The sequence below is a fragment of the Candidatus Atelocyanobacterium thalassa isolate ALOHA genome (assembly GCF_000025125.1).
In the GTDB taxonomy this organism is placed as follows: Bacteria; Cyanobacteriota; Cyanobacteriia; order Cyanobacteriales; family Microcystaceae; genus Atelocyanobacterium; species Atelocyanobacterium thalassae.
This window is the reverse complement of sequence record NC_013771.1, coordinates 1,291,597-1,311,161: the sequence shown is the minus strand read 5'-3', so window position 1 is coordinate 1,311,161 and position 19,565 is coordinate 1,291,597. Positions and strand designations below refer to the sequence as shown.

Sequence of the window (19,565 nt, the reverse complement as noted above, 5' to 3'; positions counted from 1 at the left end):
TTAGTGTTTATCATATTTACACATTAAATCCATAATGTTAACAATTTACTTTATTTTTGAAACATCTAATTTTAATTTATCAAAAATAAATTAAAATTTACTAGTAGTAGATATATAATCGCTTAGGATCAGAGTAATCAATATCTATCATTTTCGTCACTTCAAAGGATAATTAAACTTAACTTATTAAATTATTGGTAATATCTTTACGAATTTTATCAACGGAGTTCTCTCCATTAATTCTTAGAATATTACTTTTACAATTATTAAAAATAGTTTGATGATTTTATTGATATAAATCAAATTTTCAAATCATTGATATTTTTCTTAAATAAAATAATATCTTTGTGACTATATTCTATTTTAAAATTTAAATCATTTTTTATTTTTTTTACTAAATTATCAACTGTATCTCTAGAGTTTTCCCAACCAGGATAACGTACATTTAATAAGATATGATCAAAATTATTAATATCAATAGGCTCTTGATCTTTAATAGCTAATTTTATAATAGAACGATGGCCTAAATGAGGTGCAAATTGCGGGGATGTCAATACTTTAACCTTTGGAGGTATTAATTCCACAGCTTCTCTCATGGCTGACAAACTTCCTGCTTGTTTAATATATTTAGAAATAAAGAAATCAAATTTTGCCAATGTTAAAAAACTTAGCAATGACCAAACTAATGTGTATTTAGTAAAAGTAGTCGTTCTTTTTTTATGTTGCATAGAAGTAATAACTAGTAACAATAAAAATGGTATTATTGGAACAGAATACTGATGAATTAAATCTTTTTGTGGTTGATAATCCGTTAATAAATTTAAAACTAAACTAGGAATAGTAGGTATTAAAACACCAAAATAATAAGGGTTCAAATACCAAATTATAGGAATAAATAGTAAGAAAATATATTCTAAATTTGCTAAGTTCCAGACATGACTAAAAATGATTTGTGGATTAACGAATAAGTTAGTGATGATATTAAAAACTGAACTTCCTAAAAATGAATATCTTCCTACAGCTGCAACTTCACCATTATTAAAGTGAGGAATAATAGACTGTGTCGCAATGATGAACCATATTATTCCTGTAAACAATGCAAAAATACCATATTCTCTCTTTCTCTCATTAAAAAACAGCCAAATTCCCATTCCAATTACTGTCAACGATAATACTGCCTTGCAACTTAAAATTAATAGAATTGAAAATATAAACTGTAATTTAAAGTTTGACTTTGCTGCGAAAATTGACCATACAATAGCAGGCAAGGCAATAATTTCTGTATGAAAGTCGAATAAGTTAACATTAAAAGTTAGTGGATAAAATAAATATATTAATACTACAATCAGAGATGAGCCATCAGACAAATTAGCTTGTTTTGATAGTTTCCATAAAGGTAAAATAGTTATTGACAATGCACATGACTGAATAATTAATAGCCAATATACATTTGGATAAACTGCATAGAGTAATGATAAAGGATATACAATAATTGCTGCATGGTCTCCTAAAATATGATTATCGGAGAAAGATACAATAGGTTCAATTCCTTGACTAATTAAATAAAAAGTTTGATCAAACCAACCTAAATCTAGGGCATTGGACTGAAAAAGTGAATGTCTTAAACTGGAACATCCAAATAAGATGAGGAAACTTATACTAATAATTAACCAGAGTAGACGAGAACTTTTCATATAAAACAAATTAGTAACATTAGTATTAGCCTTAATTGTTGAATAATTCTAAAAAAGAATATGTTATTGTTTATTTTTCTTTTTTTTAGATTTATACAATGTTTTTTGAATAACTTTTGCTGAATAAAACTTTTTTCTTATCTCTACTTCAACTGTTGTTCCTACTTGACTCAAATGAATAGGAAGGTAAGCAAACGATAAAGCTTTTTTTATTGTTGGAATAAATGTGCCACTAGTTATTGTACTTACCTGTTTACCATGAGAAAAAATATTATATCCACGACGAGCAATTTGTTTACCCTCCATCTCTAATACTACCAATAACTTACCAACCCCTTCGTTGGTTTGTTTCTCTAATACCTCTCGTCCAATAAAATCACCTTTACTATCTAGATGTACCAACTTATGCAAACCAGCTTCTAAAGGAGTAGTATTATCATTAATATCTTGGCCATATAAACACATAGATGCTTCTAAACGCAAAGTGTCTCTAGCTCCCAAACCACAAGGTACTACTTTTTCATCATCAACAAGCAATTTCCATAATTTTTTTCCTATTACATTAGAGACCATTACCTCAAAACCGTCTTCACCTGTATATCCTGTACGAGATATAAAAGCAGAACATCCTAATATTTCAGTTTCTATATGTTCAAAAAAAGATAAGTTTGTTATGTCAATATCAACAAATAACTGTAACTTCTTTAAAGCTTGTGGTCCTTGAATCGCTAGTAAAACTTTTTCCTGAGATAAATCTGTTATTTTGATTGAAGTAGATTCTGCATTTAACTTAATCCATTTTATGTCCTTATCTTTTGTAGATGAATTAGTTATTATCAAAGCTTTTCTAGAGTTTTGATAATAAATAATAATGTCGTCTATTATTCCACCAGCAGAGTTTAAAAATGTTGTATATTGTGCTTTTCCAGGAGCTAGCTTCTTAATATCTGATGGAACTAGAGATTGTAATAAAGGAACTAAATCATCCCCTTCTATTAAAAGTTTACCCATATGAGAAACATCAAATATTCCAACACTATTTCTAACAGCATTGTGTTCTACTTGAATACCACTAAATTGAATAGGCATATGCCAACCAAAAAAATTTATCATTTTGGCTTTTTTCTCAACGAGAAGATCATGTATGGGTGTTTTTAGTAAATCTTGAGAAATGCTGGAATCCATCACGAATTTTTGTATGAATGTTGGGTGAACTATATTCTAAATCTCATGAGTCATATTATCAATTTTAATTTTTATTAACATATTCTAAATTTAATTAAAGACTCTAGACTTGTATTTTAATAAATATTAATTATGCATAATCAATATCTATCAAAATGTTTTGATTTCAGAAGACATAGTATTTTGTATTAAATGATAAAAAGGCTGCCAATCGTCATAATAGACTATAGATTCCCATAATGATTCTATTTTTGATTTAAGAAAAGGAACTCTAATATTAAACTGATTTAAATTGTTAATGACGCTACTTATTTGATCCGAAGAATATTGATTTAAAGATTTATTATATATATATTTCCAATTTACCCAATTGGCTGTAGGTAAATTAATTTCTTGCAAAATATTAGCAGGTTTCTCCCACCAACTTTTATTTATATTATCAATTAGATAAATAAAAAACTGATGGTAATTAATTTGACTTGTTTTTAATACGTCTATAGTCGTTTCTAGTAATTCGTTTCCTTGATCAGATACCCCTACTAGACCTAACTTCTTAAGCATTGCCTCACGATACGCATTTTCATAGTGATAACTGAACTGATTGATTCCCGTTTCTAAAACTTTAGGAGGAATAATACTCATTAATGGTAACTGTAACATTTCTAGATTAGTACGAACCATTACAGGTTGGTTCCCATAGCTATAACGTCGTCCATGATCAAAATAAGCAGAAGTAAAGAGCGGATCGTATGTATCAATAAAAGCATAAGGACCATAGTCAAAACTCTCGCCAATAATAGACATATTATCTGTATTGAGCACCCCATGACAAAATCCAGCTGCCATCCAATGAGCGACTAATCTAGCCTTTCTTTTTACTAGTTCTTGATAAAATAGGCCATATCGATCGTTATCTAAAGCAATATCTGGATAATAAGTATTAATTACAAAATCTAACAACTTTTTGATTAAGTCAGGTCTTTTAAGATAGTAGAGGCGTTCAAATGTACCGAAACGAATATGAGAACGACTCATCCTGACCATTACTGATGAGCGAGTAGGAGAAGGCTCGTCTCCTCTCCATAATTTTTCCCCTGTTTCAATTAAACTTAGACATCGAGATGTCTTAACTCCAACTCTATGTAATATTTCTGCTGCAATAACTTCCCTAACTCCTCCTTTAAGAGTTAGCTTTCCATCACCACCTCGAGAATAAGGCGTTTTCCCAGATCCTTTAGTTCCGAAATCATATAATTCTCCGTTTACTCCTTTAACTTGTCCATATAAAAATCCTCTTCCATCACCCAGGAAAGGATTATATTCACCAAATTGATAGCCATGATAACGTAATGCTAAAAAAGGACGTATTTTTCTAAATTCCCCAAATATTTCGATGAAGTCTGTATCTTTGACATCATGGGGTATTAATCCCAGATGATTCAATAAATCATTATTACGAAATCTTAGAGTGTGTTGTGGAAATCTAGTTGCATTTACTTCATCGTAGTATTCATCTCCTAAATCTTCTAAAGAAGTCTGATATTCGAGATTGAGAAAAGGATTCTCTCGGTTCGATGTCATATTATTAATATTTGTAATATTTTAAGAATAAATTTCTCTTATCATTTACGATAATTAATTTTTATTTTTTGCTTAAACTCTAATTATAGTTTATGAAATAGATGTTATTTCATAATATTTATTTGAATTCAGAAGTTAACTATTAATTTCTTTTTATAATTTATACATAGGATTTAATAAGTTGGTTTTTTACATCACAAATAAATAATTAATTTATGTAAAATCACTTGCTTATTCAATAAAATACTTTTATGAAGACTAATTATGACAAATGATACAAACAAAAAAAGTTTCTAAAAGCAGGAATTAGTATATTAACCTTTTTAGTATTTGTTATGTTTTGATAGCTTATAGTTTTACTTTTTTCAGTCTCTTAATTTTTTCCATACCAACGCAATAAAACTCTTGCTAAGCGTTGAGGATGATGGCTAATTTTATTTGTTATTGAATCTTCATCCATAACATTAGCTAAAACTATACGATATCCTAATCCTTTCACATTTTCTTTGTCTAAAAAAACAGGATAGCAATCTTCTAGAGCATAATGCTCCAAAGCAGGAGAAGAAGGAGGGACACGCTGTACTAAAACTGCATCGAATATTTTCTGACCACAAACTTGATTAATAGCTTTTATATGATCAGATACTGTATAACTCTGAGTTTCTCCAGGTTGAGTCATAATATTACAAACGTAAATTCGTGGAATTTTAGCTTTTTTTAGAGCTTCCCTAATTTCTGGAACTAAAAGATTGGGAATGACGCTAGTGTAAAGACTTCCAGGACCTATTATTATATAGTTCGCTTCTTTAATTGCCTGTAATGCAGCAGGTAGTGCAGGTGGATTAGAGGGGAAACAACCAATCTGGACAATGTTTCCTCCAGCATCTGTTATGTGAGATTCACCTTCTATAAAACGACTATCATCTAACTTAGCCCACAAGCGAACATCACTTAAAGTTGCTGGTAATACTTTACCTCTTATCGCTAAAACTTTAGAACTTGCAGCAATTGCTTTTTCAAAGTCTTTCCCTGTAATTGCTGTCATAGCTGTTAAAAATAAATTACCAAAACTATGACCAATAAGACCATCACCTGCTTGAAATCGATATTGAAATAATTCTGTTAATAATTTTTCTTCATCAGCTAAAGCAGTCATACAGTTACGAATATCCCCAGGCGGTAGTACTCCAATTTCCTCTCGCAATCTTCCAGAAGAACCACCATCATCAGCTACTGTAACAATAGCTGTAATATTTGCACTATACTGTTTTAAACCTCTTAACAAAGTAGATAAGCCTGTTCCTCCTCCTATTGCTACGATTTTAGGTCCACGATTTAAACGTCTATGATTTAGAAGACGATCAACTAACTCTTGATCTCCACCAGAGAAAGCCTCAGTTATAGAAACTAAGGTACGGTTTTGTCCCCATAAAAGTAAAAATATTCCTAATAAGAAAGCTCCTGGACCAGATATATAACTAGGGACACGAGTTGTAATACTTTCAAGAAGTTGAGATATTAATTCTAGCAATCTATTAACTGGCGTTAATTTACTCCAAATCGCTAATCCCAAAACTATTAACAATACACCTGTAGAACTAATAAATAACCAACGCTTAATTAACAAGCCAGGAGAAAGCCATTTCATCCATCTGTTAACCTTTTTGGGAGTTTTTTGACTTATATTTATTAAATCTCGTTGTTTTATTTTAATTTTACGTAATATTTGCTCTAATAGACTGATGCGCATAAGTTATGATCACCAGATTAACGTTATAAAAAACCTGAAAACTGTTGCTTATCGAACGTTAACACAAAAGTTCGAATTATGTTGAAAAGATATAAAAAATAATTATTAAATCTGAATAATTTTTCAAAAATACTAAGAGCTATGATTATTTGAAAAATATTTTTTACTCGATTGTGTAAAAAATAGAATTATATAATTTGTTTAATATAGTTTAATTCTTATTTTAAATAAAAAATCATTCTGCTTTTTATAATAATTATCTTCCAGAAGACATATCAAACTTCTTACTAATTTAATATTCCATAATCTAAATTAGTAGAAGAAATTCGTTATGCAATGTGCGATGGTAGCCATAAGTAATGATATTTTTAGAAATAGTTATGAAATTAATAGTCACTAAGTAGTAGCTTATTCATTTAGTTCACAATTGTTACCTTCAATTATTAGATTGTTAAAATTATTTTTAATGTATCAAGATAATTTTTGCCGCAAAGTTATGTGAAAGCTGCCCTATTATTCTAAAATAGATGATGACGATCAACTGGCCACTCTATGTCAAAAATCGAAACTAGAACCGAACCCATGGTAATTAACATGGGGCCACATCATCCCTCAATGCATGGGGTACTACGTCTGATCGTTACCCTAGACGGGGAAGATGTAGTCGACTGTGAACCTGTTATTGGGTATCTTCACCGTGGGATGGAGAAAATTGCAGAAAATCGTACTAATATTATGTACGTTCCTTATGTAAGTCGTTGGGACTATGCGGCTGGAATGTTTAATGAGGCGATCACTGTAAATGCGCCAGAAAAACTGGCAAATATTAAAGTTCCAAAACGAGCCCAGTATATTCGGGTTATTATGTTGGAACTAAATCGTATCGCTAATCATTTATTATGGCTAGGCCCTTTCCTGGCAGATGTAGGTGCTACAACTCCTTTCTTCTATATTTTCCGAGAACGTGAAATGATTTACGATCTCTGGGAAGCAGCTTCGGGAATGAGATTGATTAATAATAATTATTTCCGTATTGGAGGAGTAGCAGTTGATTTGCCATATGGATGGATCGATAAGTGTGAAGACTTTTGTAATCACTTTAAAACTAAAGTAGATGAATACGAGAAGTTAATCACCAACAATCCTATCTTTCGGCGTCGTATAGAGGGAATAGGAAAAATTGCTCGCGAAGATGCTATCAACTGGGGGCTTTCTGGCCCTATGTTACGTGGCTCTGGAGTGAAATGGGATCTTCGAAAAGTTGATCATTATGAATGTTATGATGACTTTGACTGGGATATACAGTGGGAAACAGAAGGAGACTGCTTAGCTCGCTATTTCGTTCGTATTAAAGAAATGCGTGAATCAGTTAAAATTCTTTCTCAGGCGCTTAAAGGCATTCCAGGAGGACCCTATGAAAATTTAGAAGCTAAGCGTATGATAGAAGGGAAAAAGTCTCAGTGGGACGATTTTGACTATCAATACATAGCTAAAAAAGTTGCTCCTACATTTAAAATTCCATCCGGTGAACATTATGTTCGTCTAGAAAGTGGAAAAGGAGAATTAGGAATCTTTATTATTGGTAACAACGATGTTTTCCCATGGCGCTGGAAAATTCGTGCTCCTGATTTCAATAATTTGCAAATTCTACCTCATTTACTTAAGGGAGTAAAAGTGGCTGATATTATGGCAATTTTAGGCAGCATTGACGTCATCATGGGTTCAGTAGATCGCTAATTACGGATAATATACAAAAATCTTGCAATGGCTTTAAATAGCTATCGCAAGATTTTTGTATATTTTATTAATAACTAAATTGTTGCTTTAGAGTTACCTTTAACACCCTAGTTTGCCATACATCCTTTGTGATGTATGTATCACTTAAGAACCGCTGCATCGTTTTACCTCAGTTTATGACCTGGAAGACCAGGTGGGCATTGATTGGTTATCGACTCTGTTCCCAAGTCTAAGCTCGGTTTACTGCTACGATACCTAAAATTAAAGCCCTTAAATTTAGAGCATAGTCAAAAAACTTTTTTGGCAGTCACCAAGACAGCAGTTCGTAGGGGTATAATAACACAAAATAAAAAACAATAATTATTTCAAAGACTAGTTTAAAGATTTATAGCTATGGTTTAATGGACTATCTGAAGATTTTTGAATGGTACTAGAAAAGTTGGATGTTTTGCCAGTCATATAACTGTAAGGTAATTTTTTATCTTTAATTAAAGCCTCTAAATTGGCTTTCATAATTTCAAAAGGTTGCTCTCCAATACTTTTAGCAACTACTTCGTTTGTGTGACTCATAAAAATAAAAGTTGGAATACCATTGATTTGATAATGGAGAATATCAGGCAACCATTTATTATTATCTACGTTAAGCATAGTGAAATTAATAGTCTCAGCATATTCCTCTTTAAGTTTAGCTAGATTTGGACCCATTGCTTTACAGCTTGCACACCATGTAGAGTAAAATTCTAGTACTGTTGGTTTGCCATTAGTCATTGCCTCATCCATAGAAATAGCCTGTTTAGATTGAGATTCTAAAGAAGAAGAATGTATCTGAGTTTGGAAGCCAAAAAATATAGTTATTCCAAGAATGACAGCAATGATGGAAATCAGGAGATTTTTAATACGATGAATATTAATAGATCCAAGCATATGATCAATTGTTTTGTTTTAAACTATTTTGTTTTAATATTATATGCTTACCAATACACTAATTTGTTTAAGTACTACTTCTTTGTTGAGTAATAATTAACTATCCTAAGCTATTAAAAATTTTCAAGATAATTGAGTGATTATTACTAATTAATCTTTTATGATCTAATCAAAAAGAGCTTTATTTATATTTAAACTATTAATATATAAGAACCATATGGTTCTTAGTTTCTATACATTTTGCTATAAGCTTATGAAAAAATAACCTGGGAACCTGGTGAGTTAATTTTAATAGAAAGTATTTCATGATTTGTAAAAACTTGTTTTAGTTTTGGATGAATTTCAGGTGGCGCAAAAAATAATAAAAATCCACCTGCACCTGCTCCTAAAAGCTTACCGCCCCAAGCTCCATTTTCTCGCCCCAGTTCATACATATAATCTATTTCTGAATTTGAAATACTTTGATCTAAACTTCTTTTGGCTATCCAAGCTTCATGTAATAACTCACCAAATTTTGAAAACGGTTCATTGTTAGTAAGGATATCCCAACCTTGATCAACCATTTTACGCATCTTTTTAAGAGTTTCGTGATTATCTTCTACTCGTTTAAGTTGCTTTTTTACCACGTGAGAAGCACGTCTTTTAATACCTGTAAATACAATAAAAATATGAGACTCAAATTCAGCTAGTCTTTGAGGAGAGATATCTACTCTATTAACAATAATATCTTCTTCTGTTCTAAATTCTACTAAATTAAATCCCCCCACTGCAGACATTAATTGATCTTGACATCCTACATGATCCTGAACTAGATGACGTTCTACATAAATTGCTTCATAAGCCAAATCTAAAGGCTTAATAAATTCACCTTTAAAATTATGAAGTGCTTGTAGCAACGATACAGTGAAAGCTGAGGATGAACCAAGTCCTGTAAAAGCTGGTAAATCTGCTACGTTGTGTAACTCAATATCTTTTTCCAAGTTACAAAACTTTAGGCATTCACGAAACACTTTATGCTCAATATGATCAATCGTTTTAACTAATTCAACTTTACGATAAGATATGCGAACTAAGTAATCGAATAAATGACTAGGGAAAGGACTTGCAGTTACATATGAAAATTTATCAATTGCTGTTGATAAAACAGCTCCTCCATGACGAAGAAAATATTCAGGATAATCTGTTCCTCCTCCAAAAAAGCTTATTCTAACAGGGGCACGTGCAATCAGCATGGTTTAATTAAATTAGTAAAGTTTTCTTTAATAAATTTTTCAGCTTGCATTAAAGTTTCTGGAGTTCCAATATCTAAAAATGGAGATTGAACTTCGCAAACTTTAATCTTAATATTTTGTTGTAACAACGTTGGGAAAATATCATACTCAAAACTAAGAGGATATTTTGAAGGAAAATATTCTAAAATTTTATGACGGAATAGATATATTCCTCCATTAATGAATCCTTGACCATTCTCCTTCTCAGAAAAACGGAGCAAATTATTAGAATCATCAAAAATTAGAGAACCATAACGAGAAGTATCGTTTACGGACATTCCTAATATGACACATCCTACTTCTTCAATGTCTAAATAGCTAATTAACTTTTCTAAATTACTGGCTATTAGAGAATCACCATTCATAACTAACCATGCTTCAGGAGATAAACCACTTTGTTTAACAGCATGGATAAATCCTCCTGCTGTTCCTAATTGTGTTTTTTCTTGATAGCAATTAATATCTATCCCACTTATTTTATGTTGATTGAAATATTCCTCAATAACCTCTCCTAAGTAACCGGTTGATATGATTCCTTGCTTAATTCCTTGTTGTTTAAGATAAGAAATTATCCATTCTATGAATGGCTTTTCAGCAACTCGAAACATTGGCTTAGGAATATCAGAAATTAAATGTTTAATTCTAGTTCCATACCCACCTGCTAAAATTACAGCTTTAATATCAATCATAAACGTTTTTTTTTAAATAATAGTTAATGTAAATTTTCTATGTAAACTTATATATCATCATTTTTTATACACTAAGGCAAGTGTATCGTAATTATTCCTTGTTCATTTTTGAAATAGCTTTAATTAGTTAAAATTATTTTTAAACTTATGTATTAAGTTCATTGTCATAATATAAATATTATATTAGACAGAAATTGTAAGCTCAAAATATCTTTCTATAATGAAATGTAGTTAATTTGAATAAGATTTGGATTTATAAGTAAATGGAAATATGATTATAGAATTACAGATTAAAGCAGAGAAATCATATAAAAATACTTAGGAAAAAACGATTGAATACTCTATGTTAGTTATTTTAGATAATAAAAAAACATTCAATTTAGATAATTATTAAGACAGCAGATGTATATAATTATTAAATTATCAAAAGATATTTCTAAATATTAGCTTAAATAAAAAATTACATTTTATTTTCATGAATATTGGTAAATGGATAGGATTATTTAGTTTAGTTATTTCTTGTTATGTTTTATGGGAAATCAAGCATATATTATTATTAATATTTACAGCTGTTATCTTTGCAACAGCTATAAATAGATTGGTTAAATTACTAGAAAAGATAAAAATTCCAAGAATTTTAGGTATTTTAGTCATAATTTTAACAATCACAATAGCAACTATTTTGTTCAGCTGGTTAATAGTTCCTCCTTTTCTAGATCAATTTCAAAAATTACTAAGCTTACTACCTAATATTGGGGAAAAGCTGCGTGGTTATTTAATTTTACTTTTAGAAAATCAAGGTTATTTATCTTTAATGCCCTCACCGCCTTCCTTAGATGATTTATTCTCTCAGTTACAACCTCTATTCACAGATATTTTCTCAAACTTTTTTATAATCTTTTCAAATTCTTTAACAATCATTTTGCAACTTGTTTTTATTTTTATATTAACAATAATGATGATTTTAAATCCTCACAGGTATCGTCATATATTTTTGAAGCTTTTCCCATCATTTTATCGACAACGTGGAGACGAAATTTTAACACTCTCAGAAAATGCACTAGGAAATTGGTTAATAGGAATTGTTGTAAATTGTCTATTTATTGGGACTTTAAGCGGATTGGGTTTATGGTTTCTACAAATTAGACTAGTATTAGTTCATGCATTATTGGCAGGACTTCTTAATTTTATTCCTAATATTGGCCCAGTTACAAGTGTAATTTTTCCACTTATGGTAGCTTTGCTAGATGAACCTTGGAAGATCGGAGCAATTATTCTTTGGTATATTGTTATTCAAAATGTTGAAAGTTATTGGTTAACTCCTTTGGTAATGGCTAAACAAGTCTCGTTATTGCCTGTAGTTACCTTAATAGTACAAATATTTTTTGCTCAATTTTTTGGAGTATTAGGCTTGTTGTTAGCTCTTCCTTTAGCAGTAGTTGCTAAAACATGGTTTGAAGAGATCTTGTTTAAAGACATTTTGGATCCTTGGATTTCTATTGCTAAACAAGATTAAGAGATTAATATAATAATGTACCTATTTTGTTGAAACTTAATAAGTTTCAACTTCATATTTGAAAAATATTGCAAATATTTTTGACTTATTTTTACATACTAATTTTATTCAGATGAGTTTTCTTTAGGTTTATCTATAGAGCTTTTGTCATAACCAATAATTGTATTCTGATTTTCAATCATTTCATCTTCAAAACTATCTACTTCTTCACGTAGTTCAGGAGATATATTTTGGGGATCTAATAACTCTTTGTCTATATTATTTTTTGATGAATTAAAATAAAGTAATGATTTCAATTGATTTAATGGTAAAAAAGATTTAAATGAAAATTTTTCATTTTTTATATTAGATAACTTTTCTCCATCTAAACAATCATTATTCCGTACTTCTTGAAAAATATTAATATCTTTATCTTTTTCAATATTTTTTTTCTTGAGCTTTAATTCTTCTTTACGATAACTAAAATTAGGTTTTTTATTTTTAGGAGACGAAAGTTTAGAAGAAGACAAAGATTGTCTTTTTAGAAGTTTTTGAATTCTCTCCACAAAGGAAAATTCAGTAAAGTTTATCTTTTGTTCTGAATTTAAGAAATTATTCCTTAAACGAAAATTTTGCCACCCAAAGGATAAAATTAAAGTCAGAATACATAATTGCCCTAACAAAAAACCTCCTGTTAATTTATCTGCATAAACCCAGAGAGATAAAGAATAAAATAGTCCAAGGCCACTCCAGAAAAAATCATCTTTTCTATGTAATCGAGGAAGAAAAAATGCTGCAAAATAAAGAAATAGACTTGCAAGTCCTGCAGTTACAGATAGAATATATGCTAACATTGGCCAGTGAACTCCTTAATAATTTTTTTTCATTATTTTATTGTTAGTTATTATGTCTATTATTTATTAACCAACTTAATCAAAGTTTTTACTTTATTTTTGGGTATATTGTCTTCTTAAATTTAATTTTTGTATGTTAGCTTTATTTAGCTTTTGAAGGTATTTATATTTAAAAACTGACAATTCTATATTCTATTAATATCAACAGTTTAAATAACTCTTACATAACTTAGTATACATCCAAAGTATCGCTAGATTCTCATTAAATCATTAGGAACATTATTTTAAATATAGCCAAAATATATTACATATATTGAGAAATTAAAAAATTCTGAATAATCATCTATTTACCTACGAAAAAAGCACCTTAATAAATAAGATTAAGAAATTTAGTCGAAAAATTTAATTAAATTTTTTTACACATTTTACTATCTTTCTTTCCTTAGTTTTCTAACTTTTTAAAAGAAAAAATTTTTCTTTTAGAAGACGATATTAAAATATCTCTTGTAAAGATCAAATTTACTGTTCAATTAATATATGATAATCTTTTACTTGTGTTCCTAAAATTTAAAAAATTGTAATTAAATGTGCGATAAGTCGTTAGCAGTTGTTTTACTTTCAGGAGGGTTAGACTCGGCTACTTCAGCAGCTATTGCTGCTGCTCAGGGTTATAAGCTTGTTGCCCTTTCATTACGTTACGGACAACTTCATCATAAAGAGTTGGAGTCAGCTAAAACAATTGCTAAAGAATTAGACATAAATTCACACTACATAATTGATGTTGATATTGCTCAATGGGGAGGATCTTCACTAACTGATGAATCTTTGTCTATACCTTTAGATGGAGTTAGTCCTCATAATATTCCTTCTACTTATGTTCCTGGTAGAAATACTGTTTTTATTGCTCTTGCTCTTTCCTTAGCTGAAGCTAAAGGTGCAAAAGCGATTTTTCTAGGTATAAATATGATTGATTATTCAGGTTATCCTGATTGTCGTTCTGAATATCTTAAGGCTTATCAGGACCTCGCGAACATATCATCGAAGGCTGGAATTGAAGGAAATACAATAGAACTAATTGCTCCGTTAATAAAAAAACCAAAGTTGATATTGTTCAAGAAGCTATTAAATTAGGAGTTCCTATTGAGAAGACATGGTCTTGCTATAAAGGTGATCATGAACCGTGTGGACTATGCGACTCTTGTCGCATACGTGATCAAGCATTAATCGAAGCAGGCTATCCTTCTCTAGCAACTACTAATGGGCAAAAGATTTACTATCTAAATAAGTAACTTTTAATTTAGCTTAATCATATATTCAAAAATTTAATGATTAATAATTTAATAAATCCTTATAGTTTTACTGATTAGAAGTAGTTTTTAAAACAGTAGGAATTAATTTTAATATTTTATTTACAACATCTTCAGAACTATCATTTTTATCAACAATAATTTTCAAATCTCCTTGTTTATATAACGCATGACGTTGTTTAAGCAATAATTCTAGTTCTATGTCTAGTTTTTCTTTCTGTATTAAAGGGCGAGAACTAAGATCATGATTAAGTCTTTTTTTTAGAATAGGAATTGAAGTATCTAGCCAAATAATCAAACCATGATGTAAATAACTCCAATTTTCCTGCTTTAATACAATTCCTCCTCCTGTAGCGATAACACTTCTTGTACATGATGCTAACTCTGATAAAACATTACTCTCAAGAATACGGAATGATTCTTCTCCTTCTTCAACAAAAATATCACTAATAGTTTTTTGTTTTACTTGTTTAATCAAAGTATCTGTATCAAAAAAGCGATAATTCAAATGTTCTGCTAGTCTTTTTCCTGTAGTTGTTTTACCACTTCCCATCATTCCAATTAAAAAAATATTAATTCCTTGAAGTAAGTTATTTGCCATTATTAGTTTTTTAAAGATAGGTTTTCTATGATCTTATATGAACCTTCAGTTAGTTATATAAATATTTTTTGAACGTATATAATTTTAAACGCATACAGTATTGCTAATCTAGTTTTTATATTAGTGGAATTATTTTCTAAGGCCAAATGCTTTTTATTTGTTTTTAAAAAACCAGCCCTCTAGAATAACAAGATTACAAGTATTAGTCTGATAAATTTTAGATGTTCAAATTTTGCTACATGGTATTGATAATAATTCCTTAATATTATTTGGTAAACTTAGTGATAGCGTTATTAAAGGCTATTAAGAAAAGTAAACTAAAAAAGATATATTAAATTTATTTTTTACCCTATAAATTACTAAATAATGTTGATAAAAAAGAAAGTGAAAAAAAAACTATTATTTTTAATTTTATTCATACTAGGTTTGTCAATTTTTTTGGTAATTCCTAAGAAAGTTATTGATCAAGAAAGATATAATTCAATTATTATTAATTTTCGCGAAGATATACCTACAACAACTTTAAGTAAACAAATAGAAAAGATTTCTAACGACTACAATGCTACTGCGATTCTTAATAGTGTTTATTCTATAGATGAGAATATCTATATAGTAGAAGGAGGTAAAACATTATTGAAAGATTTGAAAAAATCTTTTTTAAATAATTACACAGACTATATAGAACCTAACTATGTTTATAAGGCTTCAAAAAGGCATGATGATTTTTATCAAGTTTCTAATGTTCATGAAGAGTGGAATTTATCTAATATACATTCAGATAAGAATGTAGGCAAAACATTCGAAAGAAAAGTAACTATTGCTATTATAGACACAGGAATAAATAAAACATCTGAACTTCAAAAAATTAAATTTGTTTCAGGATATGATTTTGTAAACGATAGAAATTATACCTATGATGATAATGGGCATGGTACAAACATAGCAAAAGTTATAACTCAGACTATTAATAATAAAAGAGTATTTAAAAAAGTTAGAATAATGCCTTTAAAAGTTCTTTCCGAAACAGGAGAAGGCACAACATCGGATATAGCTGATGCAGTCCGTTTCGCAGCTGATAATGGTGCTGATATTATTAATATGAGCCTAGAAGGAAAGAGTAAAAGCAGAATACTAGAAAATGCCATAAATTATGCCTATAACAAAGGTATTATAATTATTGCTTCGGCAGGAAATGACAACCACAACACAGCATATTACCCTGCCCGATATTCAAAAGTTATAAGCGTTTCTGCTTTAGATGCTACGGGCAATAAAGCATTTTATTCAAATTTTGGCGCACAAGTTGATATTTCTGCTCCAGGGAATAGTAACGATAATGTCAATTTTGGTTTCAACACTGAAAATATAATATTTAAAAGATCGGAAGGTACTGGGGTAGCTGCTGCCCATGTTACTGGAGTAATTGCTTTGATTAAAGCTGCTAACTATCAGAAGGTTAATGATATTTTTGGAATACTAATTCAGTCTTCACGAAAAACTAATCAAGATCCATTTAATTATTTTGGAGTAGGACAATTAGATTCAGAAAAAGCTATTCAAATGGCTTTCAACCAAAAAATTACTGCGCAAAATTTTTTTAGTTATCTTCACAATCCAAATCTTAATTTTTGGATAGATAATCAAGCTATTAATTATCTATTTGGAACTTCCATGTTGATAACTTCTTATCTATTTGTTTTAGGATTATTTCGTACTTGTTCTTTTATTTCTTCATTATCTTTTAACTTAGGGATTGTATTAGGTAGTTCAGGATTCTTTTTTTTAAAGGAGTTTATATTTTTGACTTACCTCAATGGCCGTTTCGTCTCCTTGGAAGTTCACTCTTAGGGTTAGAAAACTCTATAAGAGGCACTACTATTCTTAATCCATTCATAGTAAATTTTTTTATATCATATTTGTTATCTATTATGGTTATCCAACTTTATGGCTGGAAAAATTTTGTGATTGGCATAAATATTGGAATAACAGGATTTTTGTTAGTCCACGCAATTATTCATCCTAAAGTCTGGGGTATACCCTCTACCGACATAACAAGATTATTTCTTTTGATCAACGCTTTCTTAAATCTTAAACTAGCTCATGTAATAAGTACGAAACACAAATCAAAATATTCCGTAAAAAATTAACCAAATATCTTAAAAATTATACGCACTATAATGGAAATCATAGATTAACTTTAAGAAGAAGCTTTGTACCATAAGACGAAAAGTAAGTCACTCACAAGATATTTTCATAAGACAAATATTATTTACAATCTATTAATACTATAAAATTAGTATATGGTATGTATTTTATATTTTTTTGTAAGTACATTCTATTAAAAAATAATAGTGACAAGACTTGATTTTCTAGTATGAACCTACTAAATATTCAATAAAATGCCAAAACATATTTTAGTAATAGGGCCAACTCGCTCAGGCAAAAGTCAGTGGGCTGAAGATTTAGCTAATAAGTTAGATAGTCAAGTTATCTACGTAGCAACAGCCATTGAAAACCCTGCTGACTTTCAGTGGCAAAATCGTATTAAGAAGCATCGTGATCGTAGACCTGCTCATTGGGAAACTTTGTCCACACCATATGATCTTATTAAAGTTATTAATAAAACAATGCCTCCTTGTTGTTTATTAATTGATTCTTTAGGAACCTGGGTAGCAAATAGATTAGATGAAAATGATGAAGAATGGGACTATGTCGTCACTGATCTTTTTAAGTGTATTGAAAAAACATCGGTTAAATTGATTTTTGTCGCCGAAGAAACAGGATGGGGAGTCGTTCCAGCTTATCCACTTGGTAGATTGTTTCGCGATCGACTTGGATATATTGTTTCTAAGTTAGGAAATATAGTTGACACAACTTATTTAGTAATAGGAGGACATGTTGTAAACTTGAGTATTTTAGGACAAAAAATCCAAACCAATCAATACTAAATAATAAAGTATTTCTTATTTAAAGTTAATATAGTTACTACAAATATTAAGGTCTAACTTTTGATATTTGACTTTTTTGAACTATAGTCATATTAAAGATAAAGAGTCCAAAAAAAATGCCTCGTATTGTTATTATTGGAGCTGGAATTATAGGAGCAACAATAGCTTATGAGCTTAGTTTGCTTAATGGTATAGAAATTATTTTAGTTGACGAAAAATTTCCTGCATCTTCTTCTACGAAAGGAGCACTGGGAGTCTTACGAGGAGTTGCCAACTATAAGACTAGAGGGAAAGGATGGGATTTGTGTAAAACGAGCTTAAAACGTTATAAAACATTAATCCCCGAGCTTGAAAAACTAACTCAGATACCGATACAAGTAAATTCTAACGGTATTTTATTACTTCATTACGTAGATAATTATCTAGAAAAATGGGGGGATTTAATCGAAATTCGTAATTCTTCTAGTTATTTTTTGGAAGTATGGGAGAAAAGTACACTATTTCAAAAATGTCCACAAATTAAAGATGAAAGAATAACTGGAGCTATTTATTCTCCACAAGATTTTCAAGTTAATCCAATTCAAATGACAAGAGCTCTCGTCCTAGGAGCATCTTTAAATGGAGTACATTGTTTATTCAACACTAAGATTCAAAAAATATCTCCATCATTTGATCAGAAGTTTAGTCATGATCTAACTTGTTATACTAAAACATCAAAAAGAATCTTAAAAGCAGATTACATAGTTATAAGTGCTGGTTTAGGTTCAAACGAATTAGTTAATAAATTACAAACGATAGTCAAAATTAAGCCTGTAATTGGCCAAGGGATGCAAATTGATCTAAATGCTCCTTTAGAAAATACTAACTTTATTCCTGTAATTGCTGGAAAGGGTATTAATATTATTCCAGTTAATCCTCAAAGATATTGGGTTGGTTCAACAATAGAATTTCCCCGTAGTAATGGAGAAATGTTAGCTCAATCAAAATTTTTAGAGCAAATTAAAAGAGAATTATTTTCTATATGTCCAGGTTTTAAAAATGGAAACATTACCAAAATTTGGACTGGAAAACGTCCTCGTCCTGATGGAGGAATAGCACCTATAATAGAAAAAATTCCTCATCATTCAAACATATTATTGGCTACTGGACACTATCGAAATGGAATCTTACTAGCTCCAGCAACTGCATTAAATATTAAAAATAAGATTCTTGAAGACTTATCAATTAAATATAATCATTGATAAAGATATTTCTTTAATTATGACAATAACAAAATGATTATTGTATAGTAAATTTACTCGAGTAAAACTTTGTATTCAATTCCATTAAAGGTCACTATATCTCCTGTTATTAATTGCTTACCTCTTTGAGTTTCGATATTACCATTAAGCAATACTTCTTTTCCTTGTATTTTGAATTTTGCTTCCCCTCCACTATTTACTAATCTTTTCCATTTTAGAAACTGTGCTAGCCTTATTGTTTGATACTGCATAGGTTTAATTATTTTTAGAGTTTTTTAAAATATTAAA

General features: G+C 29.7%; 14 protein-coding genes, 1 other RNA gene and 2 pseudogenes. 6 read left to right on the top strand and 11 right to left on the bottom strand.

Annotated features, from left to right (window positions below; genetic code table 11):
- Positions 1-299 precede the first annotated feature (299 nt).
- The 4 genes from UCYN_RS05470 to UCYN_RS05455 all read right to left on the bottom strand — a co-directional run bounded on the left by UCYN_RS05470 (position 300) and on the right by UCYN_RS05455 (position 6,210).
- Positions 300-1,694, bottom strand: coding sequence for a DUF2079 domain-containing protein (locus UCYN_RS05470; protein ID WP_012954519.1), 1,395 nt, complete (start codon positions 1,692-1,694; stop codon positions 300-302).
- A gap of 63 nt (positions 1,695-1,757) precedes the next feature.
- Complete coding sequence (gcvT, locus tag UCYN_RS05465; protein ID WP_012954518.1) at positions 1,758-2,879, bottom strand: glycine cleavage system aminomethyltransferase GcvT; 1,122 nt, start codon at positions 2,877-2,879, stop codon at positions 1,758-1,760.
- 150 nt (positions 2,880-3,029) lie between these two features.
- A complete protein-coding gene (locus UCYN_RS05460) occupies positions 3,030-4,460 on the bottom strand; it encodes a protein adenylyltransferase SelO (RefSeq protein WP_012954517.1) in 1,431 nt (476 codons plus the stop codon).
- Between the two features lie 373 nt (positions 4,461-4,833).
- Positions 4,834-6,210, bottom strand: coding sequence for a gluconeogenesis factor YvcK family protein (locus UCYN_RS05455; RefSeq protein ID WP_012954516.1), 1,377 nt, complete (start codon positions 6,208-6,210; stop codon positions 4,834-4,836).
- Between the two features lie 552 nt (positions 6,211-6,762).
- On the opposite strand from UCYN_RS05455, the gene UCYN_RS05450 reads away from it, so the two are divergent.
- Positions 6,763-7,947, top strand: a complete 1,185-nt coding sequence (locus tag UCYN_RS05450; protein ID WP_012954515.1) for an NAD(P)H-quinone oxidoreductase subunit H — start codon at positions 6,763-6,765, stop codon at positions 7,945-7,947.
- A gap of 144 nt (positions 7,948-8,091) precedes the next feature.
- On the opposite strand, the gene ssrS is transcribed toward UCYN_RS05450, so the two are convergent.
- From ssrS to UCYN_RS05435, 4 genes are all read right to left on the bottom strand, one after another.
- Positions 8,092-8,275: non-coding RNA, 6S RNA (gene ssrS / locus UCYN_RS06155), on the bottom strand.
- Positions 8,276-8,319: 44 nt separating this feature from the next.
- Positions 8,320-8,871: a thioredoxin domain-containing protein gene (locus UCYN_RS05445; RefSeq protein WP_012954514.1), complete on the bottom strand. Its 552-nt coding sequence runs from the start codon at positions 8,869-8,871 to the stop codon at positions 8,320-8,322.
- A gap of 251 nt (positions 8,872-9,122) precedes the next feature.
- Entirely contained in the window at positions 9,123-10,103 is a 981-nt protein-coding gene (locus UCYN_RS05440) for a GHMP family kinase ATP-binding protein (RefSeq protein ID WP_012954513.1), read from the bottom strand.
- On the bottom strand, positions 10,097-10,831 hold the full coding sequence (locus UCYN_RS05435) for a sugar phosphate nucleotidyltransferase (protein WP_012954512.1): 735 nt from the start codon (positions 10,829-10,831) through the stop codon (positions 10,097-10,099). Before UCYN_RS05435 ends, UCYN_RS05440 begins: the two co-directional genes overlap by 7 nt.
- Positions 10,832-11,306: 475 nt before the next feature.
- Between UCYN_RS05435 and UCYN_RS05430 the strand changes: the two genes are divergently transcribed.
- A complete protein-coding gene (locus UCYN_RS05430) occupies positions 11,307-12,347 on the top strand; it encodes an AI-2E family transporter (protein ID WP_012954511.1) in 1,041 nt (346 codons plus the stop codon).
- Between the two features lie 104 nt (positions 12,348-12,451).
- On the opposite strand, the gene UCYN_RS06060 is transcribed toward UCYN_RS05430, so the two are convergent.
- Positions 12,452-13,180: a Ycf66 family protein gene (locus tag UCYN_RS06060; protein ID WP_012954510.1), complete on the bottom strand. Its 729-nt coding sequence runs from the start codon at positions 13,178-13,180 to the stop codon at positions 12,452-12,454.
- A gap of 585 nt (positions 13,181-13,765) precedes the next feature.
- Between UCYN_RS06060 and queC the strand changes: the two are divergent.
- Positions 13,766-14,469: pseudogene (queC, locus tag UCYN_RS05420) on the top strand (7-cyano-7-deazaguanine synthase QueC).
- A 67-nt stretch (positions 14,470-14,536) separates the two neighbouring features.
- Here the strand turns inward: queC and UCYN_RS05415 are convergent.
- Positions 14,537-15,088: a shikimate kinase gene (locus UCYN_RS05415; protein ID WP_012954508.1), complete on the bottom strand. Its 552-nt coding sequence runs from the start codon at positions 15,086-15,088 to the stop codon at positions 14,537-14,539.
- A 366-nt stretch (positions 15,089-15,454) separates the two neighbouring features.
- On the opposite strand from UCYN_RS05415, the pseudogene UCYN_RS05410 reads away from it, so the two are divergent.
- The 3 genes and pseudogenes from UCYN_RS05410 (at position 15,455) to UCYN_RS05400 (ending at position 19,277) form a co-directional block, all read left to right on the top strand.
- Positions 15,455-17,235, top strand: a pseudogene (locus UCYN_RS05410) (DUF5942 domain-containing protein).
- 252 nt (positions 17,236-17,487) lie between these two features.
- Positions 17,488-18,036, top strand: a complete 549-nt coding sequence (gene cobU, locus UCYN_RS05405; protein WP_012954505.1) for a bifunctional adenosylcobinamide kinase/adenosylcobinamide-phosphate guanylyltransferase — start codon at positions 17,488-17,490, stop codon at positions 18,034-18,036.
- A 116-nt stretch (positions 18,037-18,152) separates the two neighbouring features.
- Positions 18,153-19,277, top strand: coding sequence for an NAD(P)/FAD-dependent oxidoreductase (locus UCYN_RS05400; RefSeq protein ID WP_012954504.1), 1,125 nt, complete (start codon positions 18,153-18,155; stop codon positions 19,275-19,277).
- 53 nt (positions 19,278-19,330) lie between these two features.
- Here UCYN_RS05400 and UCYN_RS05395 read toward each other — a convergent pair whose 3' ends face one another.
- Positions 19,331-19,528, bottom strand: coding sequence for an RNA-binding S4 domain-containing protein (locus UCYN_RS05395; protein WP_012954503.1), 198 nt, complete (start codon positions 19,526-19,528; stop codon positions 19,331-19,333).
- Positions 19,529-19,565: the final 37 nt, after the last annotated feature.